Genomic DNA, 25,013 nt, shown 5'->3' with positions numbered 1-25,013 from the left:
TCACTCGCACTGAGGATGCGATGCTGCCGGTGACCAATACGCTTTGTACATGACCCAGATGTCGTATCCCTTCGCCTCGAGACAGCCCGGTGAGAACTTTATTTCAGCATCGCCTTTACCAAAAGTCTTTACTTCGCCGATGGGCGCTGCCCCACCCGTTTTGTTGAATATGAACGCCTTGCGAAGATCGTCCTGATTGGTTTTCAAGGCATCAAAAAGCGAATAAAAGAACTTGTCATTTTTCTGGATAATTTCGTTAGCGTCATTGCGGGAAGAAGTGGCAATTGAAAGGTACACAAAGAGCAATTGAGAAAATCCATCGTTATTGCTGTCTCGGGCCGCCAAATCTAAAACCCCCGCGGACTCCTCATTATTAACAACATCTTGCGTAACAGAGGTTGGCGGAAATCTAAGTTCAAGTTTTAGAGCGTCATTAAGATTTTTAACAGTTGATTCCTCAAGGTTGTCTGGGAATCTATTAAAATCTATAGTACATTGTTTTCCAGTCTCTGATGCTGAGCAGCTTGAATTGCCTTTGCCATCCGCATTAATTGTGGGGCAGTGACATTGTGTATCTGCCAGTGCGGTGGCTCTTGATGCAAGTATAGTTATTACTGAAAGTGCAATAAATAACTTGAGCATCGCCCGTCTCCATCGTGCAATTAAGCTTTTGTACCCGCCAGATTTTCGCGCTGCCTCAGTAATTATTTGCTTTGGCGCGTGATTTTTGCGTGACACGGCAGACGTTCCAAATGCAATGACGAATGTCTGTATACCGCTTACAAAATAAGGCGATCTTTTATATCGGCCATTTAACCTGGTGATTGTATCGCCATTTCAATATGGATGTAGTCTCTTATCCAATGTTGGCCGCTTGGCTTCGAATACGAGTAGAGCTGTCAATTGCTGCTAGGCGCTACGTTCAGTTCCTAACCAGCTACCCGCTCGACTTGCATCCGCGGTAGGTTAGACGTTTTTTTCGCGAGCGTGCTTGGGGCTAAGCTACAGGTATCCAGACAGAATAGAAAATTTGACCAATATGCTATTGCCGCGTGGGCCGACTAGCGTTCGCGTTAGCGCTGAATCCGATGGTGTGGGATCGCGCCCGATCCCCGATCACTTGGCGATAAAAATTTACTAGGGACGGTTGAAAGAGTGCTCGCATAGCGGGCAACTCTCATACCACGAGAGTTCCTCGTCAATTGTGGTCGTTCAAACCTCACTCCTGTCGAACCGGCTAGTTCTGTGTACCTTGGTGTGTACCTCAGGAGGCCCGTTAAAGCGGATTACCTGACGCCGATCATCATCGCCGTCGTAAGCCTCTAATTTTAAAAGAAATTTTTGGTGAGCTCGATGGGATTCGAACCCATGACCCCATGATTAAAAGTCACGTGCTCTACCGACTGAGCTACGAGCTCTCACCAACCGGGCATCGCACCCGCGAGTTCGGTGTCTCTAAGCGCCCGAAGCGGATGGGTCAAGCCAACAATGCGGCTCAGCCATGCAAAAACACAACGTCATAGGCGTGTCATCCTCACGCGCTGTTGAATACATGAGCTTGCGAGTGTCGAAAACGGTGCTAAGCACGTAGCGGATAGTCGGCCGCCGCTGGCGGCAAAAGGGAGACCAGCCAATGCAATTGGGAATCATCGGCCTTGGGCGTATGGGTGGCAACATCGCACGCCGCCTCATGAAGAATGGTCACAGCACGGTCGTCTATGATCGGGCGCCGCAGGCCGTCCAAGCCCTCACCGCCGATGGTTCCGTGGGGGCGTCCGATCTTGCCGATCTCGTCAGCAAGCTGACGCCGCCACGCGCGATCTGGGTCATGCTGCCCGCCGGCGCCGTCACCGAGGGAACGATCAATACGCTCGCTGGATTGATGGCACCCGGCGACGTGATCATCGACGGCGGCAACACCAACTGGAAGGACGACGTGCGTCGCGCCAAGAGCCTGGCGGCCAAGGGGCTCGACTATGTGGATGTCGGCACCTCCGGGGGCGTCTGGGGCCTCGAGCGCGGCTATTGCATGATGATCGGCGGCAAGGTCGAGACCGTGAACCGCCTCGACCCGATCCTCGCCACGCTCGCCCCGGGCATCGGCGACGTGCCTCGCACACCCAACCGAGAAGGCCACGATCCTCGTGCCGAGCAGGGCTATATCCATGCCGGCCCGGCTGGTGCCGGCCACTTCGTGAAGATGATCCACAACGGCATCGAGTATGGCCTGATGCAGGCCTATGCCGAGGGCTTCGACATCCTGCGTTCCGCCAACAGCGAGGGCAGGTCCGAGGGCGAAACCTTCGATTTCAAGCTGGCTGATATCGCCGAAGTCTGGCGGCGCGGCAGCGTGGTGACCTCCTGGCTGCTCGATCTTACCGCCTCCGCCATGGCAGCCGATCCGAATCTCACCGAATATTCCGGCTTCGTCGAAGATTCGGGCGAAGGCCGGTGGACGATCGAAGCTGCGATCGAGCAGGCCGTGCCTGCGGAAGTTCTCACTGCGGCGCTCTACACGCGCTTCCGCTCCCGCCAGGATCATACCTATGCGGAGAAGATTCTCTCCGCCATGCGCAAGGGTTTCGGCGGCCATGTCGAACCCAGGACTGTGGAACCCAAGGCCTAAGAAATGAACGCCCATCAAATCAACAAAGGCGGCGCGGCCGGGCCGTGCTGCTTCGTTGTGTTTGGCGCCAATGGTGACCTGACAAAGCGCCTGCTCGTGCCGGCGCTCTACAATCTGGCTGCAACCGGTCTGCTGCCTGAGAACTTCGCCATCGTCGGCGTGGTCCGTCGACCCATGGAGGACGACCAGTTCCGCCAGATGCTGGTGGATGGGCTCAAGCAGTTCGCCACGCGCCCCGTCGACCAGGCCGTTGCCGACAAGCTGTTCGCATGCGTCAGCTCCGTGGTGGCGCAGGTCGACAATCCCGACAGCTTCCACGACCTGGCCAAACATCTGGAAAAGGTCGAGGCCGGCCGCAATACCGGCGGCAACCGCCTGTTCTACCTGGCGACGCCTCCCAACGGCTTCGCTCCGATCACCCGCCTCCTTCATGAGGCGGGTCTCAGCCAGGAAGAGGAAGGCGGGCCCTGGCGGCGCGTCATCGTCGAAAAGCCCTTCGGCACGGACCTTGCCTCGGCCCAGGCACTCAACCGCCAGTTGCTGAGCGTGCTGACCGAGGACCAGATCTACCGGATGGATCATTATCTGGGCAAGGAAACCGTCCAGAACATCATGATCCTGCGCTTTGCCAACGGCCTGTTCGAGCCGATCTGGAATCGCGATCACATCGACCACGTCCAGATCAGCGTGGCAGAAACAGTGACGGTGGAGCGTCGTGGTGCCTTCTACGACCAGACCGGTGCGCTGCGCGACATGGTTCCGAACCACCTGTGCCAGTTGCTCTCGCTCATCGCCATGGAGCCGCCGGCCCGCTATGCCGCCAACTCCGTCCGCTCGGACAAGGCGGAAGCGCTCGCCGCCATTACCCAGTACACGCCCGAGCAGGCCATCCTGAACTCGGTGCGTGCGCAATACGGGCCCGGCATCGTGAAGGACCAGGCCGTCACGGCCTACCGCGCCTCCCAGGACGTCAATCCCAAGAGCGTGACGCCGACCTATACTGCCATCAAGTTCGCGATCGATAACTGGCGCTGGGCCGGCGTGCCCTTCTATCTGCGCACCGGCAAGGCTCTTGCCCGGCGCAAGACGGAAATTGCCATCCAGTTCAAGGACGCGCCGATCGCGATGTTCCGCGATACCTCGCTGTCCGGCATGGGCCCGAACACGCTGGTGCTCGACATCCAGCCGGATGAAGGCATTACGCTGCATTTCAACGCCAAGGTGCCAGGCCCCAAGATGGACCTCGCCGGCGTCGGCATGGAGTTCAAGTACAAGGACTATTTCGAGGCCGCCGCCAGCACCGGCTACGAGACGCTGATCTATGACTGCATGATCGGCGATGCGATGCTGTTCCAGCGCGCGGATGGAGTGGAGGCAGGCTGGAGCGCGGTGCAGCCTTTCCTCGACGCCTGGGCCGCCGCCGGCGATAAGGGCCTCGCCACTTACGCCGCCGGCTCCGAAGGACCCGCCGCTTCCGACATCATGCTCGCACGCGACGGGCGCAGCTGGCGGCCGATCGCATGAGCACGGAACGCATCCTGGACGTATCACCGGACGCCGATGCCCTGGCCGACCGGGCAGCGGATTGGTTCGTGGCAGAACTCGCCAACCGCTCGGGCCCGCTCGCCGTTGCGCTCTCCGGCGGCTCAACGCCGAAGCGGCTTTACGAGCGGCTGGCGCGCGATCCCTGGCGGTCGGCGCTCGACTTTGGCCGGATCCACTGGTTCTGGGGCGACGAGCGCGTCGTGCCGGCTGACGACCCCAGGCGCAACACGCTTATGGTCGAGACGGCCCTGCTTGCCCACGTTCCGGTACCGGCCGCCAACATTCACATCATCGCGGCTTCCCCAACCACGCCCGTGGATGCAGCGGCGGCCTATGAAGTAGAGCTCAAGCGCTTCTACGGGTCGGATAACCTGGATCCCGAACGTCCGCTCTTCGACATCATGCTGCTCGGGATCGGCTCCGATGGACACACGGCGTCGCTTTTCCCGGGCAAGCCGTCGCTGGCGATCCGCGACAGATGGGTCGTGTCCTCTGAACCCGGCCTCGACCCTTTCGTGCCGCGTGTCACGCTGACCTTCCCGGCGATCGCCTCCAGCCGCGCCGTAGCCTTCCTGGCGGCGGGCGCGGACAAGAAGCCCATACTCGACAAGGTCTTCGCGGGCGCCGACCTGCCCTCCGCCCATGTCACGGCGGCAGGCCCGATTCATTGGTTTCTCGACAAGGCCGCATCGGGTTCGTGAATATCGCCTGATCACACATCCGTGATCAGGCAGGCGCGATCCAGGCGCCCAGCTTGCGCGTAAGATGGCGGAGGAGATCTCGCCATGTTACGCGCATGTGTCGCCGCATTTCTCATGCTTGCTTCAGTGCCGGGCCATGCCATGCCCACGCAGACCAGCGTTGCGGGCGTGGGGACATCTGCACGCCTTGTCGGCGACGACGAAGGCGCAGTCCAGGCCATCATAGCCGATCAGATCCAGGCTTTCCGTAGAGACGACGGCGAGACGGCCTATTCCTTCGCCGCCCCGAGCCTCAAACTCGACTTCCCCTCGCCCGATGCCTTCATGGCCATGGTGCGCAACGGCTATCAGCCGATCTATCGGGCCCGAAGCTTCAGTTTCGGCGAACTCAGGCAGTTGGAAGGGAAGTTGGTGCAATCGGTTGCCATAGTCGGGCCTGACGGTGATAGCTGGCGCGCCATATATACGCTCACACGCCAGGATGACGGCAGCCTGAAAATCACAAGCTGCTATCTGGTGAAGGATGTCAGCGCCTGAGGCTGATCTGCTCCACCGTACGGGCACCTTCGGAATCCCTGCAGCAAAATGCCTTCAGGCAGAGCCGCCAGGCCCGCCTAACATGCAGAAATCATGGGAATTTTGCTATTCATGGCGATTTCGCCTAAAGGCGAAATGCTCTAGATGGGAGTGAGAAGCAATAAGGCTCCCGCACCATGACGTCCTCCCCCCATCTCGTCTCCACCGAATGGCTGTCCGCCCGGCTCGGCGATCCCAATCTCGCAGTCGTGGATGGCTCCTGGCATCTGCCGGCCGCCAATCGCAACGCCTATGAGGAATACAAGGCTGCCCACATACCCGGGGCCGTGTTCTTCGATATCGACAGGATCGCCGATGCTTCGAGCGGTCTTCCGCACATGCTGCCGGGCGAACAGGCATTTGCCGAAGCGGTTGGAGCGCTCGGCATCAGGGAGACGCAGGACATCGTCGTGTACGATGGCGCCGGCCTGTTCTCCGCTCCGCGAGTATGGTGGACCTTCCGGATCTTCGGCGCTTCCAACGTCTTCATTCTCGATGGCGGATTTCCGGCCTGGACTGCAGAGAAGCGCCCCACCGAGAGCGGCATCCCGCAACGAACGTCGACCGTCTTCAACGCCGTCCTCGATCAACGGCAGGTGAAGAGCGCAGCGCAGGTGCAGGCCGCCCTGGCAGGAGGCAGCGCCGAGGTGGTCGATGCCCGCCCCGCCGACCGTTTCCGCGGCGATGCCCCGGAACCGCGTCCCGGCGTGCGTGCCGGCCACATGCCGGGTTCGCGCAACCTGCCCTTCAATCAGGTGGTCGAAAATGGCCGTCTGGCTTCGCCGCAGAAGATACTGGCAGCGCTGGAAGCCGCTCATATCGACTTCAACAAGCCGGTGATCACCAGTTGCGGGTCCGGCGTGTCGGCCGCCATCCTCGCCCTCGCCTTCGAGACGGCGGGCAAGCCGGTGCAAGGTATCTATGACGGGTCTTGGGCCGAATGGGGCGCACGCCACGACCTGCCGCTCGCAACGGGCGAATAGGAGGAGACGACTCCGCAAAGAGGCCTCTGAAACAGGGTCAGTCGAGGTTGTGACGCTTTTCCAGAGCACCTCTTGCCGATGGCGGAGTCTGCGAGTCCCGGCGGTTAGGCCCGAAAGCAAGTCTCATAAAAAAACAAACGCGCACAATGACTTGTGCGCGTTTGTTGATTTCAATTCCGGGTCTTGCCTGTGCTTATTCGCCCATCGAGGCCGTCACGGGCGGCGTTGGAGCCAACGTCGGCACGGGAGCGGGTGCAGGCACAGCGAAAGCAGTGGCCGAGGGTTCGACCGTCAGGGACGGCTGAGCCGGAGGCAGGGGAGCCCTGGCCTTGGCCAGATTGACCTGGCCGACCGAAGCCAGCGCAGGAGGCTGGGTCACCTTGCCCAGGATACCATCTGCGCTACGCGGACGCGTAGGTGGCAGCGGCGTGAATGCCATGTTCAGGCTGGCCACCGCTTCCGGCACCGGGGCGGGAGCCGGTGTCACCACGGCGGGCTCTGCCTGGGCCACCATCGGCGGCACGGAAACCGGCTTGACGATCACTGCAGGCCTGTCGCTGGCAGTCGAGGCCAGTTCCGTCGCAGCCTTGATCGGCGTCGCCGTCGGGCGAACCTGCGGCGTCGCATCGGCGATCATCGTGCTCGGCGCACCACCCGGCAGAGGAGCGGGCGATCCATCCGTGCGCAGCGTGGCCAGCAGCATCTTGGTGTCACCGCCGGTCTCGGGCGCGCGACCGACATACTCGATCTTCACTTTGCCGACACCCGAGCTCTTGAACTGCAGGAGGTCGGCGGCACGGCTCGACAGGTCGATCAGGCGGCCATGTACATAAGGGCCCCGGTCATTGACGCGTACGACGATGGAGGCGCCGTTGGTCATGTTGGTGACGCGGGCATAGCTCGGCAACGGCATGGTCTTGTGGGCGGCCGTCAGGCCCATCATGTCGAATCGCTCGCCGTCGGCCGTCTTGCGGCCGTGGAAGCCGGCACCGTACCAGGAGGCCAGGCCCACAGCGGTATATTTGGAATCACCCGCGGGTACATAGCGCTTCCCGCCCACGACATAGGGCTTGTCGGTGCCGTTCTTGCTGCGAACCGGCGGCAGCGCGACAATGGGGGCACCGGTCGGCGGAGCGACGACGGGAGTAGCAGCATCAACCTCGGGAGCGGTCTTCACGCGCTGCGAATAGGTATTGGAGGCACAGCTTGCGAGGGCAGCGCAGCCGATGAGAGCAAGGGCAAGCTTGGCGGCGGGAACAACCGACCGGGAACTCCGGTCAACGGAACAGGTGTCGGAAATACGCAACTCGACGAGATCTTGAACAGCCGAGAGGTTTTCCGCCATCTCAGATTCCTTCTTATCGAGCAGGGAGGCTACTGGGTCTGCGCGCGGCGATACCGTGGATTCCACGACATGGCGGGGCGCAGGCAATAAGCATCCTGCTGTTTCATTTCGGAGCACACAGCCGTCCTTCACTGCATACCCAGATTCGGAAATCCTTTCGGACTTCTGCCACAAGAACGCCCGGACATTGTGTCCGAATTGGGGCAAAGTTTCCAAACCGTAAACAGGCGATACCGCAACACAGAGCAAATTGGAACCCCCGCCTGCCGCATTTACGGTCGCCTGCCACATTCCGCACCCCTCTCAAGGAATCACCCGACTTCGCTTTTCGCGTTTGAAATCAAAGGGAAGCGTTGAATTAACCAGGAGATCGGCATCCACTTCGATTGCCGGCAAAAATTTTCGCTTAACAAAACTTTACCAACCGGAGCGTGCACCAGAAACACAATTCGATCATAAATGTTAGTGCCAGGTTGACGCCGCAGGACCGCCGAATTTGGTTCCCAAATTGTGAGCGAGCCATCATATCCTTGCCACAACCTTAATGGATATGGCAGGCAGGATTCTTGGGCCGTGTCCTAGCGTCAACCTGCCCTTGCCCTCGCATGAACGCTCTTGCATTCACGCGCGGGCACCGGTTTCTTTCAATAGGGTCGTTGCGACGCCACCCGTACAGAAGGCCCTATCGTGAAGTCAGTTCAGCGGCAGAAGTGCGTATTCCGGTCCGTCGTCAGGTCACTGGCCGTCACGGCGCCCGTGATCGTCGTTCTTGCCGGCTGCGCCCAGGTCAAGCCGCTCGACGTTACCGTTGCCGTGCCGCCGGCCTACCAGCAAGCCTCGAAGGACAAGCCCGCGGCACCGGTTCGCACGGATTGGTGGCGCAGCTTTCGTTCGCCGGAGCTGACCGCGCTTGTCGAGGAAGCCCGCATCGACAATCTCGATATCGCGACCGCCATCGCCAACGTGGAGCAGGCGCAGGCCAATATCACCGCCGCGGGGGCGGCGCTCTTCCCCCAGATCAATGGCGATGCCTCGGCCCAACGCGCTCGCGCCGCCTCGTCCAACGGCCATGTTGGCCAGGGGCGGGCTACCTACGGCCTTTCTGCGAGCGCGAGTTACGAGATCGACTTCTGGGGCAAGAACAGGCAGGCGCTGGAGAGCGCCAAGTCGAATCTGGCTGCCTCGCAATATGATCGCGACACGGTCGAACTCACCACCATCGCCAGCGTCGCCAATGCCTATTTCGGTATTCTCGCCGCCCAGGATCGCCTGAACATCGCGCGGGACAACACCGCGAGCGCCGGCCGGATCCTGACCGTTCTCAACAACCAGCTCAAGGCGGGCACCACGACCTCCCTGGCAGTGGCGCAGCAGCAGAGCCTCGTGGATCAGCAGCGCGCCTCGATTCCTCCCCTGGAACTGAGCATCGTGGAAAACAAGGCGGCGATCGCCCTTCTGTTGGGCAAGCCCCCTGCCCTGGTCGCCATCAAGGGCGGAGGCACCGGCAGCGTGAAAGCGCCGGTCGTGGCGGCTGGCATTCCTTCCCAATTGCTGACCCGCCGGCCGGACATCGCCGCGGCGCAGGCGACCCTGATATCCTCGCACCAGAACGCGCGGTCGGCCTATGCGGCGCAATTTCCCTCCATCTCGCTCACCGGCCAGGGCGGCGTCGAGAGCGCGGCCCTGAAGAGCCTTTTCGACCCGGCCGCGGGCTTCTACTCCGTTGCCGCGGGCGTGACGCAGCCGATCTTCGACGGCGGTACGCTGCGAAGCGCCGTGGAGAGCGCCAATGCCCAGCAGGACGTGGACCTTGCTGCCTATCGCAAGTCGGTCGTGCAGGCGTTCGTGGACGTCGAGAATGCCCTTGCCCAGGTTCGCCAGCTCACGCGTCAGCTTGGCCTGCAGCAGGCCGTGGTGAGAAGTTCCCGCCAAGCCTACGATATTTCCGAGCGGCAACTGCGGGAAGGCACCGTCGACCTCGTGACCGTGCTGCAGACGGAACAGACCCTGTTCAGCGCCGAGGACACACTGGCCCAGGTCAAGCTGCAGCGTCTTCAGGCGCTGGTGAGCCTCCACCAGGCGCTTGGCGGCGGCTGGACCGCGCCCTCCCCACTGACGCCACAAAATTGAGCGTGATGATTTTGAAGGCCGCCGAGGCGGCAGATTTGATTTGATGATTCGACTGGATTGATAATGGCGAAACTCTCGCGGAGCCTCTTCACGGTGGCGGTGCTGCTGGTGGCCGGCGGCGCGGCTGCCTATGTGACGCGGGACAGATGGCGCGCTTCGGTTCCGCAATGGCTGCAGGCCTATGTACCGCCCTCGGCAAGCGCGCCCGGGAGCGGACAGCGGAATACGGATGCCCGTTCGGGAGGCGGCCAGCAGGGTGCGACCGGCGGCGGACGCCGGGGCGGACGTCGCGGCAGTTCCGACAGCGGCCCTGTTCCGGTTCTGACCGCCGACGCGGCGGCGGCCGACGTTCCCGTCACCCTGGATGGCGTGGGCACGGTCAAGGCCTTCAACACGGTAACGATCACGCCTCAGGTGAGCGGCCAGATTGTCGAGCTGCCCTTCAAGGAGGGACAGGATGTCCGTAAGGGCGACGTGATCGCCCGCATCGACGATTCCACCTACAAGGCCGCGCTCGACCAGGCGATTGCGAAGCGGGCGCAGGACCAGGCCTCTCTCGACAACGCCCGCATCGACCTGCAGCGCTACGAGGGCCTCGTCGCCACCAATTCGGTGACCAAGCAGACCGCCGACACCCAGCGTGCGACCGTGGCCCAGGACGAGGCCTTGCTCAAATCGGACGACGCCGCCATTGCAAGCGCCAAGGCGACCCTTGCCTATACGGTCATCATCGCTCCGATCGACGGCCGCACCGGCATACGCAGCGTCGATGCCGGCAATGTCGTGCAGGCGAACAGCAGTACGGGCATCGTCACCATCTCGCAGATGAAGCCGATCTCCGTCCTTTTCAACCTGCCGCAGCAGTCCCTGGCCGACATCATCGCGGCGAGCGCGGGCGGGGCACTGCAGGTGCAGGCCCTGCGGGGCGACAACAAGACGGTGATCGATACCGGTACCCTCGACGTGATCGACAACCAGGTCGATTCGACAACGGGCACCATCAAGCTCAAGGCCAACTTCTCGAATGACTCAGAAGCCTTGTGGCCGGGAGCGTTCGTGAATGCGAGGCTGCAGGTCCGCACGCTGAAGGGCGCCATCGTGGTGCCGACAGCCGCCGTCCAGCGCGGGCCGAGCGGGACTTTCCTCTACGTGTTGAACGAGGGCAAGGCCGAGCTTCGCACGGTCGCCGTCGGCCAGCAGGGCGACCAGCAGACGGTGATCGAAACCGGCCTCAAATTGGGCGAGAAGGTCATCACCACAGGCTTTGCCCGGCTGAGCGACGGCGCGAGCGTGGAAACGGCGGCTCCCGCGGCGGCTGCAGGATCCGCCGCCGACAAGGCCATGGGCACTGACGCCGACGCCAATGCCGCTCCCGTGCAGGCCGGCGCGGAAGGCGCCTCCCAGGCCGAGGGCAACGGCAAGCGCTGGCAGAAGGGCACAGGCGGCCAGCGTCGCCATCAGGATGGCGCCAACGCCTCGGAGGGAGCGCAGCCCGGCGCAGGCACCGGCGGCAATGCCGAGAGCCGGCCAGCGCAATGAACGGCGTTTCCGCCCCTTTCATCCTGAGACCGATTGCGACCTCGCTTCTCGGCGTCGCCGTGCTGCTCGGCGGATTGCTCGGCTATTTTGCCCTGCCGGTGGCACCCCTCCCGCAGGTCGATTTTCCGACGATCCAGATCACGACGCAGTTGCCGGGTGCCGAACCCGAAACCATGGCATCCCTGGTGACCGCGCCGCTTGAACGCAACCTCGGGCAGATTCCGGCCATCTCGACGATGGTATCGTCTTCGGCCTTCGGCATCAGCCAGATCACGCTGCAATTCAATCTAGGGCGGGACATCGACGGCGCCGCGCAGGATGTGCAGGCGGCCATCAACGCGTCCGCGGCAACCCTGCCGACCGGCCTGCCCTACCCTCCCACCTACGCCAAGGTGAATCCCGCCGATACGCCCATCCTGACGCTGGCCCTGCGTTCGAAGTCGCAGACCATCCGCAACCTCTCAGACATGGCCGACACGCTGCTGGCCCAGCGCTTCGCGGAAGTGAGCGGCGTCGGCCATGTCAACGTGCAGGGCGGCGTGCGCCCCGCCCTGCGGGTCCAGGTGAACCTCGCGCGCGCCGCATCCTATGGCCTGGGCCTGGAAGACATCCGCACCGCCATAACTGCCTCCACTGTCGCCGGTGCGAAGGGCTCGCTTGACGGTGCGGCGCAATCCTACACCATCGCGGCAAATGACCAGATCAGTGCCGCTGACGCCTTTGCCGACGTGGTGATCGCCTACAGAAACGAGGCGCCCGTCCGCCTGAAGGACCTCGCCAACGTCGTCGAAGGGCTAGAGAATGCGCGGGTCGGCGCGTATTACGATGGCGAACCAGCCGTGGTCATCGACATCATGCGCCAGCCCGGCGCGAATGTGATCTCCACCGTCAAGAGCGTGCTGGCCGCCTTGCCCGAATTGCGCCGCAGCCTGCCGGCCGATGTGTCCCTCGACATTGTCAACGACCGTACGCAGACCATCCAGGCGTCCATCGACGATGTCGAGATGACGCTGGCGCTCAGCGTGGGCCTCGTGATCCTCGTCGTCTTCGTCTTCCTGCGCACCCTGCGTGCCACCATCATCGCCGGCGTCGCCCTGCCGCTTTCCGTGATCGCGGCCTTCGGCGTGATGTGGTTCTGCGGCTTCAGCCTCGACAATCTCTCGCTCATGGCGCTCACCATCGGCGCCGGCTTCGTGGTGGACGATGCCATCGTGATGATCGAGAACATCGTGCGCCATATCGAAGAAGGACAGAGCCCCTTCGACGCCGCGCTGAAGGGGGCGCAGGAGATCGGCTTCACAATCATCTCGCTGACGGTCTCGCTGATCGCGGTGTTCATCCCGCTCCTGTTCATGACCGGCATCGTCGGGCGCATGTTCCGCGAGTTCGCCCTGACGCTGACCATCGCGGTCGTGGTCTCCGCGGTAATCTCGCTGACCTTGACCCCGATGATGTGCGCGCGCCTGCTCGCCGCGACCCATGGGGATCGCAAGGGTCTCCTCGACTGGATCGACAGGGGCTTCGACAAGGTCATCCATGGCTACCGCGCCAGCCTGGTCTGGACGCTCCGCCATGGCTTCCTGATGCTGCTGCTTACCCTCGGCACCCTCGCGACGACGGTCTGGCTCTACATCGCCATCCCCAAGGGCTTCCTCCCGCAGCAGGATACCGGACTGATCACCGCCGTGATCCAGGCGCAGCCCACAGCCTCGTTCGATGCGATGAAGCGCGTCCAGGTGCAGATTTCCGACATTGCCCGCAAGGATCCCGACGTGGTTTCGGTGGTCTCCGCCATCGGGGTCTCCGGGACCAACCTGACTTCCAACACGGGCACATTGTCGCTGGTGCTCAAGCCGAGAAACCAGCGTAAGGCCGACGCCACCACCATCATCGAACGTCTGCAGGCGCAGACGCGCGGAATTCCAGATGCCGTCGTGACCTACCAGAGCGTGCAGGATATTCGCATCACTGCCCGGGCAGGCCGGGCACCCTACCAGTACACGCTTACCGGCACGGATGCAGCCGAAGTCAACCGCTGGGCGGACGAACTTGCCGCCGAGCTGCGGCATTCCCCCCTGATGCGCGACGTCACCTCCGAAGTTCAGAACGGCGGCTCCAGGCTGTTCGTGAATGTCGATCGCGACACTGCGTCCCGGCTCGGCGTTTCCATGCAGGACATCTCCAATGCCCTGAACAACGCCTTCGGCCAGCGCCAGATCGCCACCATCTATGCGCAGGCCAACCAGTATCGTGTCATCCTGGAGGCGCGGCCGGAAGACCAGGTCGGCCCGAGCGCGCTGAGCCGTATCTACGTGTCGAGCTCGGCAAGCACGTCGGGTCTCGCCACCACCACCAATCCAAACGCCGGAACCGTGGGCGCGAGCGGCACGTCCACCACCATCGCGAGCGCATCGGGCGCCGTGGACAACCAGGTGCCGCTCAGCGCCTTCACCACGGTGGAACATCGGACGGCACCGCTGGTGGTCGAGCATGACGACCAGTTTCCATCGGCGACGGTGAGCTTCGACGTTGCGCACAACGCCTCGCTGAGCGATGCCGTGACCACGATCGAACAGGCTCAGCGCGACATCGGCCTGCCTCCCTCGATCACCACGCGATTCACAGGCGACGCGGCGGAATTCTCTTCCTCGCTCGCCAACCAGCCCTGGCTGATTCTAGCTGCGGTGATCACCATCTACATCGTGCTCGGCGTACTCTACGAGAGCGCCATCCACCCGGTGACCATTCTCTCCACCCTGCCCTCGGCCGGCGTCGGCGCCCTGCTCGCGCTCGAATATACCGGCAAGGAGCTTTCGCTGATCGCCTTGATCGGCATCGTGCTCCTGATGGGCATCGTGAAGAAGAACGCCATCATGATGATCGACTTCGCCATCGAGGCACAGCGCGAAAAGGGGATGGATCCGCACGAGGCGATCGTCACCGCCTCGGCGCTGCGTTTCCGTCCGATCATGATGACGACGCTCGCCGCCCTGTTCGGAGCACTCCCGCTTGCTCTCGGCCATGGCATGGGCTCGGAATTGCGCATCCCGCTTGGCATCACCATCATCGGCGGCCTGCTGGTCAGCCAGTTGTTGACGCTCTATACGACGCCGGTGATCTATCTCGGTTTCGAACGCCTGCGCGAACGCTTTTCCCGCAAACCAGAACCGGCTCCGCAGGCATGACGAAAACGGCGGCCCCGTATGACCTGTCATGCCCGGCGGAGCAGACAGCATGAGCATTTCCGAGCCGTTCATCCGGCGGCCGATCGGCACGGTGCTCCTGTCGATCGGATTGCTGCTCGCCGGCCTGGCGGCCTACCGCCTCCTGCCGGTCGCCAGCCTGCCCGCCATCGACCTGCCGACCATCATGGTCAGCGCGAACCGTCCCGGCGCGGATCCCTCCACCATGGCGAGCAGCGTCGCCGCACCGCTGGAGCGACAGCTCGGCTCGATCGCCGGCGTGACCGAGATTACCTCCCGCTCGCAGCTCGGCTCCACCAACATCATCATTCAGTTCGACCTATCGCGGAATGTCGACAGCGCCGCACAGGACGTGCAGGCCGCCATCAACGCCTCCGTATCGGATCTCCCCTCCGATCTTTCCTCCACGCCTTCGCTGCGCAAGTTCAACCCCAATGCCATTCCCATCCTGATCCTGGCCATGACCTCCGACACGGTGGGCGCCAGCGACATGTTCGATGCCGCCGATACCGTGATCGTCCAGCGCATCTCGCAGGTCGACGGTGTTGGGGACGTCACGGTCAGCGGTGCCGACCAGCCTGCCATCCGAGTGACGCTGCAGCCCGATCGCATTTCTGCCATGGGCCTGTCGATGGAGGCGGTTCGCCAAGCGATCGTCGCGGCCAATGCCATCAGTCCGCTCGGTTCCTTCGACGGGCCGGACATCTTCACGATGATCGATACGGGCGGCCAGCTCACCAAGCCGGAGGAATACGCCAACATCATCATTCACGCCGGCAACGGCACGGCGGTGAAGCTCGGCGACATCGCGCAGGTCGAGGAAGGCGTACGCAACGTTAACTCGAGCGCCACCTACAACGGCAAGCCGGCCATCCTGCTGACGATCACCAAGGAGGCCAACGGCAATGTCATCGACACCGTCGATGCCATCAAGGCAATGCTTCCAACCTTCAAGGGACGCATTCCCTCGGGCATCGACATTGCCGTCCTGACCGACCGCACCACGACCATCCGAGCCAGCGTCGATGACATGCAATGGACGCTCATGGCTTCGGTCGTGCTCGTAATCGTTGTCGTATTCGTATTCCTGCGCCGCTCGACGCCGGTGCTCGCTGCAGGCGTGACCGTACCGCTGTCGCTTGCCGCCACCTTCGGCGCCATGTGGATCGCCGGTTTCTCGATCGACAACCTGTCGCTGATGGCCCTCGTCGTTTCGGTCGGCTTCGTGGTCGACGACGCCATCGTCATGGTTGAGAACGTCTATGCGAAGCGGGAGACCGGCATGCCGCCAGTCGAGGCGGCGATCGAGGGTGCTCGCCAGATCGGCTTCACCGTCATTTCCATCAGCCTGTCCCTGCTGGCGGTATTCCTGCCGCTTTTCTTCGCCGGCGGCGTGACCGGCGAATTCCTGTTCGAATTCGCAATGACGCTGGCCTTCGCCATCATCGCCTCCACGGTGATATCGCTCACGCTCACGCCGATGATCCTGGCCCATCGCGGACATCGGGAAGATCATGAGCGTAACAATCTGGGCGATCGTCTGGTCGAGGGCATCCTCGACGCCATGGTGAAATTCTACGGTTTCACACTGCGCCGCGTGCTTGATCATTGGCCGGCGACGCTGGCGATCATCGTGGTGACGGTCGCCTATACGATCTATCTCTATGGCGCCCTGCCCAAGAGCCTGGTGCCGCAGGACGACAGCGGCTTCATCCAGGGTTTCAGCCAGGCTTCGAGCGACGCCTCCTACCAGGCTGTCGTGGGCTGGCAGCAGCAGGCGGCTGGCATCATCCAGAAAAACCCCTACGTGACGGGTGTCGGCTCCTCCATCGGCTCGAGCCCCTTCGGCGGCACCAATTCGGGACAGTTCAACATCTCCTTGCTACCGCCTGACCAGCGCCCTTCCACGGACATCGTGATCGCCCAGTTGCGCCAGGCGCTGCGCCCGGTAGCCGGCCTCAACATCTTCATGTTCTCGCCCCAGGACGTTCGCGCGGGCGGGCGGCAGTCGCAGTCGCAATACCAGTACACGCTCTGGGGGCCCGATCTCGACGAACTGGTCGACTGGGCACCCAAGGTGATGGACAAGTTCAAGACGCTGCCGGGCATCACGGACGTCAATTCCGACCGGCAGCGCAACGGGCTCCAAGCCAATGTGGTGATCGACCGCGACGCCGCCGCCAGGCTCGGCGTGGCCATCAACGAGATCGATGCCACCCTGAACAACGGCTTCGCCCAGCGCCAGATTTCGACGATCTACACCCAGCGCAACCAGTATCGCGTGGTGATGACCATCCCTCCCTCGCGCAGCGTGGACCCCAGCGACATCGCGCGCCTCTACGTGCCGGGCAGTTCCGGCCTGGTGCCGCTATCCGCGGTCGCCCATATCGAGCGTGGGCTGGCTCCCCTGCAGGTCAATCACCAGGGCCAGTATCCCGCGATCACCATTTCCTACAACCTCCAGCCGAATGTGAAGGTGCAGGAAGCGTCCGACGCCATAGAGGAGGCGGTGGCCGGGATGCACTTGCCCAACGACATCCACGCCGACGCGGCCGGCGACGCCTTGCAGGCGGCGCAATCTGGGGGCAGCTTCGGCATCCTGGTCATCGCTGCGCTGCTCACCGTCTATATCGTGCTGGGCGTTCTCTATGAGAGCCTGGCACATCCGCTCACAATCCTGTCGACCCTGCCTTCCGCTGGACTGGGGGGTCTCATCGCATTGAGCTACGCCAATATGGAGCTCACCATCGTCGCCTTCATCGGGATCATCCTGCTGATCGGCATCGTCAAGAAGAACGGCATCATGATGGTGGACTTCGCACTCGAAGCGGAACGCGACCACGGCGCCTCCCCACGCGATGCCATATTCGAGGCCTGCATGAAACGGTTTCGACCGATTCTGATGACCACCCTCGCCGCCATCCTTGGTGCCCTGCCTCTCATCATCGCCAGCGGCCCGGGCACGGAGCTACGGCGTCCCCTCGGCGTCACCATCGTAGGCGGGCTGCTGGTGAGCCAGATCCTCACACTCTACACGACCCCGGTGATCTACCTGATGCTCTCGCGCCTCCACGGCTACTGGAGCGTCAGGCCACGCGGATCCGGCTCCCAACAACCCCAGTCGACACCCGAGGTCCACCGCGCCTAGGTGAAATTCTGTCAGAACAGATTGCCGTAGAGCGGCATTGCGGCCGCACCAAGAGCCGCGACGAGTTCGCTGGGCGCCTGCGCCTTTTCCAGGGCGATCTGTCTTGGCCTAGCCGTAATCTGGCACACGGCTATGGTACGACGCGTGCGCTCGATCAGGCGATCGAGCACACGTTCCGGCAGCAGGCCGCTGACCAGGATGTTGGAGATGTCGACGATATTGGACACGGTCGTGAGAGCCCTGCCCAGATCGGTGCCGGCCTGTTCGACCCAGCGGCCGAACTCGGGATCGTCGCAGAAGCCGGGAGCGCTGAAGTCGAGATCCTCCACACGCGCCTTGCCGAGAAAGCGCGCCAACCCGCGCAGCGACACCACGGTCTCCAGGCAGCCACGCGCTCCGCAATAGCAGACCTCGCCATCCGGGTAGGCATGGATGTGGCCGATCTCGCCCGCATTGCCGTAACTGCCGCGCACGGCTCGGCGGTTGAAGATCAACGCCCCACCCAGGCCGTAGCCGACAAATGCATAAATGTAGCTTCCCAGATGGCGCCCACCGCCGAACCAATACTCCCCAAGCCCGGCCGCCGATCCGTTGATGGCAATGAACACACGCTGGCCAACCGTCTGGGAAAGGACTTGCTCGAAGGGATAGTTGCGCCAGGCCGGGTACTGGTTCGACAGGCCGACCGCGCCGCGTTCATGATCGACCGGGCCCATGACGGAGACGCCGACACCGAGCAGTCGGTCAGGCCGGGCGGAATGCTCGTTCAGCCGCGAGAACAACGCCGCAAGCAGGCGTGTCGATTGTTCGGGCTCCTCGACACGCAGCGATTCCTTCTCACGGGCAATGATATTGCCCGCCACGTCGACCAGCACGGCCCGCGCGAACTCATGATCGAAATGCAGTCCGATGGTGGCGGCATAGCCGGGAATGATGCGTAGGCCACGGATGGGCTGCCCGAGCCGCTGCGGGCCTTCCGGCTTCGCCACGTCGGCGGCCGCGACTTCCTCGACGAGTCCCTCCTCCATCAGAGCGGCAACGATCTGGGTGATCGCCGAAGGGGTCAGCCCCGTCTCGGCAGATATATGGGTCCGGCCGATACCTGGCTTCTGGCGGATCGCCTCGATCACCAGACCACGGTTGAGATCGCCGACGCGCGAGGCATTGAATCCTCGCTGCCTGCGGGAACCTGTAACCGAGAGGGCCGGCGCTGGCCGTTTCGCTTCATTCATGACCTAACCCGGGCCGGCGAGGCGGCACGGCGTCGCCTCGGCGGAAGAAGGGAGTCTCGCGGATCGCGGCGTAGGTTGTCCGCGGACCGGATAGTCCTCTCCTATGCTGTCTGCGTCAGATCGGACCATTGGGACAAGCTCGCCGACGATAAAAGCGCCAGGTTCCACTGTTTTTCGCATGAACCCGGCACATCGCAAGCTTTCCTCGATCTCGATATCCCTATTCCGCTGAAGGATTATCGTGTCAGATAGCCGCCATCTACCACCAACACTTCGCCCGTGACGTAGCTGGAAGCAGGCGCCGCGAGGAACAATACGCAGGCCGCCACCTCCTCCGCCTTGCCCACGCGCCGCATCGGCGTCATCTCCCGCCAGACCGGAAACCAGTCGGGGTTTTCGATGCCACCACGGGTCATGTCGGTATCGATATAGCCCGGCGCCACGGCGTTGACGCGAATGTTCTCGGCGGCAAACTCGCTCGCCAGGCTCTTGGTCATCATGTGCACGGCGGCCTTGGATGCGTTGTAGGCGACCTGGTTCTGCGGCACGTTGGATATAAATCCGGAAATCGAGCCGACATTGACGATCGTGCCACCACCCTGGCGGCGCATTGGACCGAGGGCGGCCCGGCAGCCCCGGAATACCGCGTCGAGGTTGGTGCCCATGATCTCGCGCCAACGCTCGTCGTCGAAATCCGGCGTGTCGCCATGGCTCGCAATGCCGGCGTTGTTGACGAGGACGTCGAGGCGGCCCTTTCGTCCCACCGTCTCCTCCACGAGCCTGCCGGGCGCAGCGGGATCGGCGATATCGGCGGAAATGAACTCGAAATCATAGCCCGCATCGGCAAGGCTTTTTTCCGATTCCGGCACCTGGGTGCGGCCGGATATCACCAGTTTTGCGCCGGCCTCGCCGAGCGCGTGCGCAATGGCGAGCCCGATACCGCGATTGCCGCCGGTGATGAGAGCTACTTTTCTGTCCAGACGAAATTTCTCGAGCATCGATTTTCCCTGCTGCCGACTACTTCATCACGCCCTTGGGCGCCCGGCCGGCATTGAGACAGACGGCCAGAATGAGGATGAGTCCAAATACGATCTGCTGCGCCAGCGCATTGACGCCCACGAAGGTCATGCCGGTCCGGAAGACGGCAATCAGCATGGTACCGGCAAGCGTGCGGATGACCCCGCCCGAACCGCCGGTGAGCGAGGTGCCCCCGAGCACCACGGCGGCGATGGCCGGCAGCAGGAACTCGTTTGCGATGGTGGGCGTGCCGCTCGAGAGACGCGCGGCGAGCATCACGCCCGACATGGCGGCGAACGCACCGGCCAAGGCGAACACCGCGAGCTTCACTTGGGTGACCTTGATTCCGGATACGGTGGAGGCGGGCTCGCTGCACCCTACCGCCTTCATCATCTTGCCGAAGGGAGTCGCCCGTTCGAGCACGGCAGCCACGATGAGCGCGACGAGGCATACCCAGATCTCGTTGGGCAGGCCCAGCGAGGTACCGATGATCCAGTCGAGCTTGGAGGCACGAATATCTCCGGCAATGCCTATGCCGCGCTGGTTGGAGATCCACAACGCGGCCGTGGCGACGACACCGCCGACGGCGAGCGTCGCCACGAAACTCGGGATGCGGAGCCTGCCATGCACGAAGCCCGAAACCAGGCCGAAGGCTGCTCCCGCCAGCACGGCGGCCGGAATGGCGAGAAGCCCGTAATTGGGGATCAGCAGCGCCAGGATGATCGAGGCCACGGCAGCGACCGACTGCATGGAGAGGTCCACGGAGCCGATATAGATGACGAACGTCATGCCGAGCGCCATCACGAAGAGCGTGGCGTTGTCGGCGAAGAGGCCGATCAAGGTCAGCGGATCGAGAAAGCGGCGATCGAACATGCCAACGACGAGGATGGCGACGACCAAGGCGATCCAGGGCAGATAGGGAGTGAGGAAGCGCAAACGGGCCATCGGTCAAACCATATGCTTGATCAGGTCGAGGGGCTCGGGCCTGTGGGCGCTCGTATTGTCGAAGCGCGCCGTTTCCTTGCCGTCCTTCATCACCACGATGGTGTGGGCGAGGCCCAGTGCCTCCTCCAGCGTGTCGCCGATCAGGATGACGGAGCAGCCATGGGCGCAGAGGTCGCGGATCAGGGCGTAGACGTCCTCCTTCGCGCCGACATCGAGGCCACGCGTGGGATGGTCGAGCAGGAAGACACGCGCGCCTGCATTGTACCACTTGGCCAACACCACCTTCTGCTGGTTGCCGCCGGAGAGATTGGCGCACAGCGTCGCGCCGTCAGGCGTCTTGATGCGCATCTTGCCGATCAGTTCGCTGGTGGCACGGCCGATCTCGCCGAATTTCAGGATACCGAAACGGCTCATGCCGCGCAGGTGAGCGAGACAGATATTCTCCTCCACCGTCATTTCCTCGACGATGCCTTCGATCTTGCGCTCCCGCGGCACATAGCCGAGGCCCAACGAAACGGCCTTGCTGGGCGACGCAAAACGCAGGTTCTCGCCCCTGTACTGAATGCTGCCGAGATGCACCTTTTCGAGGCCGAAGAAGCTGCGGATCAATGCCTCGCTGCCCGCGCCCTCTGTGCCAACGAGCGCCAGCACCTCGCCGACGTGCAGGTCGAGGTCGATGCCCGAAAAGGCGCGCGCCCGCGACAGGCCCTTGGCGGAGAGCGCGACCTCCGGCTGGAAGGGCTTGCGTTCGTCCTCCTTGTAGTAGGAACCGGAAACGGCGCGTCCCACCATGAGATGATGGATGCGCTCGGGCGTAGCCTCCCCCTTCTGCATCTCGCTGACCACGGCGCCATCCTTCAGGACGTAGATCCTGTCGGAGATGTCGATCACCTCGTCGAGGCGGTGCGAGACGAAGATGATGCCAGCCCGCTGCCGGAGCTTGCGGATGACGTCGAAGAGGATGTCGATCTCGGCCTGCTCGAGCACTGAGGTCGGTTCATCGAGCAGGATGCACAGGCTGCCGTCGACCGCTTCCTCGAGGGTCAGGACCTTGGCGAGTTCCACCATCTGGCGATGCATGAAGCTGAGCTCAGCGGTGACGGCGAGTGGATCGATGGCGAGGCCGACCTTGGAAAGCTGCTTGGCGGCGGCCTTGCTCATGGCCTGCCAGTCGATGCGACCGAAACGAATGAACGGCGCCTCGTTGCCCAGGAAGATGTTCTCGGCCACCGACAGATTGGTGATCAGCGACTGTTCCTGGAACACCATGCCGATGCCCCGGGCGGAAGCATCGCGAGGGCCCGAGATGGTCGTCGCCTTGCCATGGATGCGGATCTCGCCGTCATCGGGTTGGTTGATGCCGTTGAGCACCTTCATCAGGGTCGACTTGCCAGCCCCGTTCTCGCCGACCAAGCCGACGACTTCGCCGGCGTTGACGGTGATCGAAACGGATTTGAGCGCTTCGACCCTGCCGAATCTTTTGACGATCTTGTTGAGTTCAAGCATGCCCGCCTCACTTCACGACGACGAAGGAGCGGATGGGCGAGTTGATCAGCACCGCCACGATGATGACGATGCCCAGCACGCCCTGCTGCACGAAAGTCGGCAGACCTATGATGATCATCCCGTTGTTGAGCACCATGACAATGAGCACGCCCACCAGGGTATTGAACACGCCGCCCTTGCCGCCGGTCAGCGCCGTTCCGCCCACGACGACGGCGCTCACCGCCGTGAAGAGTTGTCCGCTGCCGATGAGTGCGCTGCCTGCGCCAAGCCGCGCGCAGGCGAGCACGGCGCCGACCCCGAAGAAGGCACCCGCGATGGTGAACGCGAGAAGGCGAACGCGGCGAATGTTCACGCCGGAAGCCCTGGCGAGATCCTCACCCCCGCCCAGGGCCATGATGTGGCGGCCGATGCGCGTATGGCCCTGGATGAACCAGGCGATGGCGAGCATCAGCAGTGCGACATAGACGGCGACCGGCACGTCGAACCAGCGTCCCAGTGCAAGGGCACGTACGTTCTGGTCGAGGATCTGTACACGCTCACCGCCAAGCAGCACGGTAGCGAGGCCGGTGCCGACGAACCCCATGCCAAGGCTGACCATGAAGGACGGCACTTTCATGGTGACATGAATGGTGCCGACGATGAAGCCGAACAAGGCGGCCGCGACCAGGGCCAGCGGCACCGAGAGGAGGCCAAGCGGAATCCCGTTTCCGGTCGAATTGGAGACGAAGGCACACAAGACTGCCGCAGTGAAGGCCATCGACCCTTCGATGGACAGATCGATCGAACCCATCAGGATGATGAAGGTGACCCCAAGCGCCAGCACGAGCGGCGCAGAGGCGGAGGAGGCCACGCGGATGAGATTGCTCACCGAGAGGAACTGCCCGTCGATCAGGGAAATACCGAGGCACAACCCGGCCAGAACGAGCACGGGCACTGCCTTGACAAGAGTCTGCTTGGAGATCGCCATGGGCTGACTTTTTTTGGCTCGAGGCGCCAGGATCGGGGTATCGCTACACGCCCCTCACCCTAGAAGCCGCCAGGCTTCTTCGCGCGGAGAACGTCGCTTGCGAATAGCTACCCTTGGTTTGGTGCGGCTTTGTCGCTGCCGGGTGACCCGGCAATCCCGCCTCCCGCTGGGAGGAACGTTCGGCTGGACGCCCGGAAATCGGGGCGCGACAAAGCCGCAAAGGAGCTTCGGCCGGCGCTCATCGGGCCGAAGCGCCAGATCAGCCCGGAATGCCGCCCGTCACCTTCCCCCAAAGATCGTTCCAGTCGATCTGCGGGGCGGCATCGATATTGCTCTTCCAGTAGGCGTCCACGTCGGCCTGCGTGATGAGCACGCCGGTACCGTAGAACTCACGGTGCTCCTTCGGCTCCTTGGAGGGCGTGAAGGCACCGGTAGCGGCGTGATAGCCGAGCGACAGGGCGTAGCCGCCGATCCAGTAGGGATTCCAGTCGACGGTGGCGGCCATCTCCTTGTTCTTGATGGCGGTGACTGCATCCTTGGTGCCGTCGACACCGCTCACCAGCACCTTGCCGGCGAGACCTTCAGCCCTGAGAGCCTCCAGCGCACCCATGGCCATGCCGTCATTGGCAGCCCACACGCCCTTGATCTTGTCGCCGAAACGCGTGATCCAGGCCGAAACCACATTGTTTGCCTTGGTGGAATCCCAATCCGCATCCTGGAAGTCGAGCAGTTCCACCTTGCCATTGGCCTTGATGGCGTTCATCAGGCCTTCCTTGCGCTGGATGGCGGGCGCATTCGACGCAATGCCGCCGAGCGCGACGATGCCGCCCTCCCCGCCGAAGCTGTCGAACAGCGCCTTCGCAGTCTGTTCGCCGGCAGGTACGCCGTTGAAGGAGAAATGGGCTACGTAGTTGTCACCGAAATCCCAGGGATGCAGGTCGTCCGGCTTGTTCCAGACGGTGACGACATGACCTCCGGCCTTGGCGACTGCCTCCACAATGGGGCGAGCGTCCGGCACGTCGTTGGGATCGACGCCGAGCACCAGCTTGTCGCCGACCTTGGCGAGAAGCGCCTTCACATCGGCAATGCCCTTCTCGCTGTTTCCTTCGGTGACCAGCGCGCCATAGGTCGCTCCCACCGTGTCGGCATAGGCTTTCGAGCCCTTGTCCCAGGACACGTGAAAGGCATTGGAGAGCGACCGGATCGAACTTGCGAACTGCAGGTCAGTGGCCGCGAAGGCCCGGCGTACACCAGCCGGCAGAACGAGGGAACCTGCTGCGAGAGCCGAACCGATCAGAAATTTGCGGCGTTCCATCATCGCCGCGCGCATGAAATCGAGGCCTGAAGCCATCGTTCGTTTCCTCCTGGATTCTTTCTTGGCCTGAATGAGCCCCCGGCGCGAATGTCCGGTTTCCGTATCAGCGCCTTTAATTAAATTGATGAATTTAATTATGTCAAGAAGCAGGAGCGGCGCGCCGACGTTATCCGCAGCCCGGCGCATCAAGCAGCCGGAGGCATACGCGCTGCAGACGAAAAAGCCCGGCGCGATG

Annotated in this window: 17 protein-coding genes and 1 tRNA gene; 9 read left to right on the top strand and 9 right to left on the bottom strand. The window is 62.8% G+C overall.

The features are described from left to right. Both AC6H34_RS23135 and AC6H34_RS23130 read right to left on the bottom strand, forming a co-directional pair. Complete coding sequence (locus AC6H34_RS23135; protein ID WP_497540357.1) at positions 1-642, bottom strand: hypothetical protein; 642 nt, start codon at positions 640-642, stop codon at positions 1-3. A 700-nt stretch (positions 643-1,342) separates the two neighbouring features. Continuing rightward, a tRNA-Lys gene (locus AC6H34_RS23130) sits at positions 1,343-1,418 on the bottom strand. A 215-nt stretch (positions 1,419-1,633) separates the two neighbouring features. Here AC6H34_RS23130 and gnd point away from each other — a divergent pair. From gnd to sseA, 5 genes are all read left to right on the top strand, one after another. Further along, positions 1,634-2,626 carry a phosphogluconate dehydrogenase (NAD(+)-dependent, decarboxylating) gene (gene gnd / locus AC6H34_RS23125; protein ID WP_497540356.1) on the top strand — a complete coding sequence of 331 codons (993 nt, stop codon included), beginning with the start codon at positions 1,634-1,636 and terminating at the stop codon, positions 2,624-2,626. A gap of 3 nt (positions 2,627-2,629) precedes the next feature. Next, a complete protein-coding gene (gene zwf / locus AC6H34_RS23120) occupies positions 2,630-4,150 on the top strand; it encodes a glucose-6-phosphate dehydrogenase (protein WP_448147304.1) in 1,521 nt (506 codons plus the stop codon). Beyond that, positions 4,147-4,872 (top strand): 6-phosphogluconolactonase, encoded by a 726-nt coding sequence (pgl, locus tag AC6H34_RS23115; protein ID WP_497540355.1) that lies wholly within the window; start codon positions 4,147-4,149, stop codon positions 4,870-4,872. The genes zwf and pgl overlap by 4 nt, the downstream gene beginning before the upstream one ends. Positions 4,873-4,956: 84 nt before the next feature. Then, positions 4,957-5,409 carry a DUF4864 domain-containing protein gene (locus AC6H34_RS23110; protein ID WP_497540354.1) on the top strand — a complete coding sequence of 151 codons (453 nt, stop codon included), beginning with the start codon at positions 4,957-4,959 and terminating at the stop codon, positions 5,407-5,409. Between the two features lie 176 nt (positions 5,410-5,585). Next, positions 5,586-6,431, top strand: a complete 846-nt coding sequence (sseA, locus tag AC6H34_RS23105) for a 3-mercaptopyruvate sulfurtransferase (RefSeq protein WP_497540353.1) — start codon at positions 5,586-5,588, stop codon at positions 6,429-6,431. 193 nt (positions 6,432-6,624) lie between these two features. On the opposite strand, the gene AC6H34_RS23100 is transcribed toward sseA, so the two are convergent. Then, complete coding sequence (locus AC6H34_RS23100; protein WP_497540352.1) at positions 6,625-7,776, bottom strand: septal ring lytic transglycosylase RlpA family protein; 1,152 nt, start codon at positions 7,774-7,776, stop codon at positions 6,625-6,627. A 687-nt stretch (positions 7,777-8,463) separates the two neighbouring features. On the opposite strand from AC6H34_RS23100, the gene AC6H34_RS23095 reads away from it, so the two are divergent. The 4 genes from AC6H34_RS23095 to AC6H34_RS23080 all read left to right on the top strand — a co-directional run bounded on the left by AC6H34_RS23095 (position 8,464) and on the right by AC6H34_RS23080 (position 17,796). Continuing rightward, positions 8,464-9,906 carry an efflux transporter outer membrane subunit gene (locus AC6H34_RS23095; protein ID WP_497540351.1) on the top strand — a complete coding sequence of 481 codons (1,443 nt, stop codon included), beginning with the start codon at positions 8,464-8,466 and terminating at the stop codon, positions 9,904-9,906. A 63-nt stretch (positions 9,907-9,969) separates the two neighbouring features. Further along, a complete protein-coding gene (locus AC6H34_RS23090; protein WP_497540350.1) occupies positions 9,970-11,445 on the top strand; it encodes an efflux RND transporter periplasmic adaptor subunit in 1,476 nt (491 codons plus the stop codon). Beyond that, entirely contained in the window at positions 11,442-14,630 is a 3,189-nt protein-coding gene (locus tag AC6H34_RS23085; protein WP_497540349.1) for an efflux RND transporter permease subunit, read from the top strand. Before AC6H34_RS23090 ends, AC6H34_RS23085 begins: the two co-directional genes overlap by 4 nt. Positions 14,631-14,679: 49 nt before the next feature. Continuing rightward, positions 14,680-17,796 carry an efflux RND transporter permease subunit gene (locus AC6H34_RS23080; RefSeq protein ID WP_497540348.1) on the top strand — a complete coding sequence of 1,039 codons (3,117 nt, stop codon included), beginning with the start codon at positions 14,680-14,682 and terminating at the stop codon, positions 17,794-17,796. A gap of 11 nt (positions 17,797-17,807) precedes the next feature. Here the strand turns inward: AC6H34_RS23080 and AC6H34_RS23075 are convergent, their stop codons facing one another. From AC6H34_RS23075 to AC6H34_RS23050, 6 genes are all read right to left on the bottom strand, one after another. Further along, positions 17,808-19,028, bottom strand: coding sequence for an ROK family transcriptional regulator (locus AC6H34_RS23075; RefSeq protein ID WP_497540347.1), 1,221 nt, complete (start codon positions 19,026-19,028; stop codon positions 17,808-17,810). A 236-nt stretch (positions 19,029-19,264) separates the two neighbouring features. Continuing rightward, positions 19,265-20,026: an SDR family NAD(P)-dependent oxidoreductase gene (locus AC6H34_RS23070; protein WP_497540346.1), complete on the bottom strand. Its 762-nt coding sequence runs from the start codon at positions 20,024-20,026 to the stop codon at positions 19,265-19,267. A gap of 19 nt (positions 20,027-20,045) precedes the next feature. Beyond that, positions 20,046-20,990: an ABC transporter permease gene (locus AC6H34_RS23065; RefSeq protein WP_497540345.1), complete on the bottom strand. Its 945-nt coding sequence runs from the start codon at positions 20,988-20,990 to the stop codon at positions 20,046-20,048. Positions 20,991-20,993: 3 nt separating this feature from the next. Beyond that, positions 20,994-22,496 carry a sugar ABC transporter ATP-binding protein gene (locus AC6H34_RS23060; RefSeq protein WP_497540344.1) on the bottom strand — a complete coding sequence of 501 codons (1,503 nt, stop codon included), beginning with the start codon at positions 22,494-22,496 and terminating at the stop codon, positions 20,994-20,996. Positions 22,497-22,503: 7 nt separating this feature from the next. Continuing rightward, positions 22,504-23,463, bottom strand: coding sequence for an ABC transporter permease (locus AC6H34_RS23055; RefSeq protein ID WP_497540343.1), 960 nt, complete (start codon positions 23,461-23,463; stop codon positions 22,504-22,506). Positions 23,464-23,722: 259 nt separating this feature from the next. Further along, entirely contained in the window at positions 23,723-24,814 is a 1,092-nt protein-coding gene (locus AC6H34_RS23050; RefSeq protein WP_448147290.1) for a sugar ABC transporter substrate-binding protein, read from the bottom strand. Positions 24,815-25,013 lie beyond the last annotated feature (199 nt).

The sequence above is a fragment of the Labrys sp. ALF-8 genome, assembly GCF_059699065.1.
The sequence above is the reverse complement of the archived record's forward strand: the minus strand, read 5'-3'. Positions and strand labels throughout refer to the sequence as shown.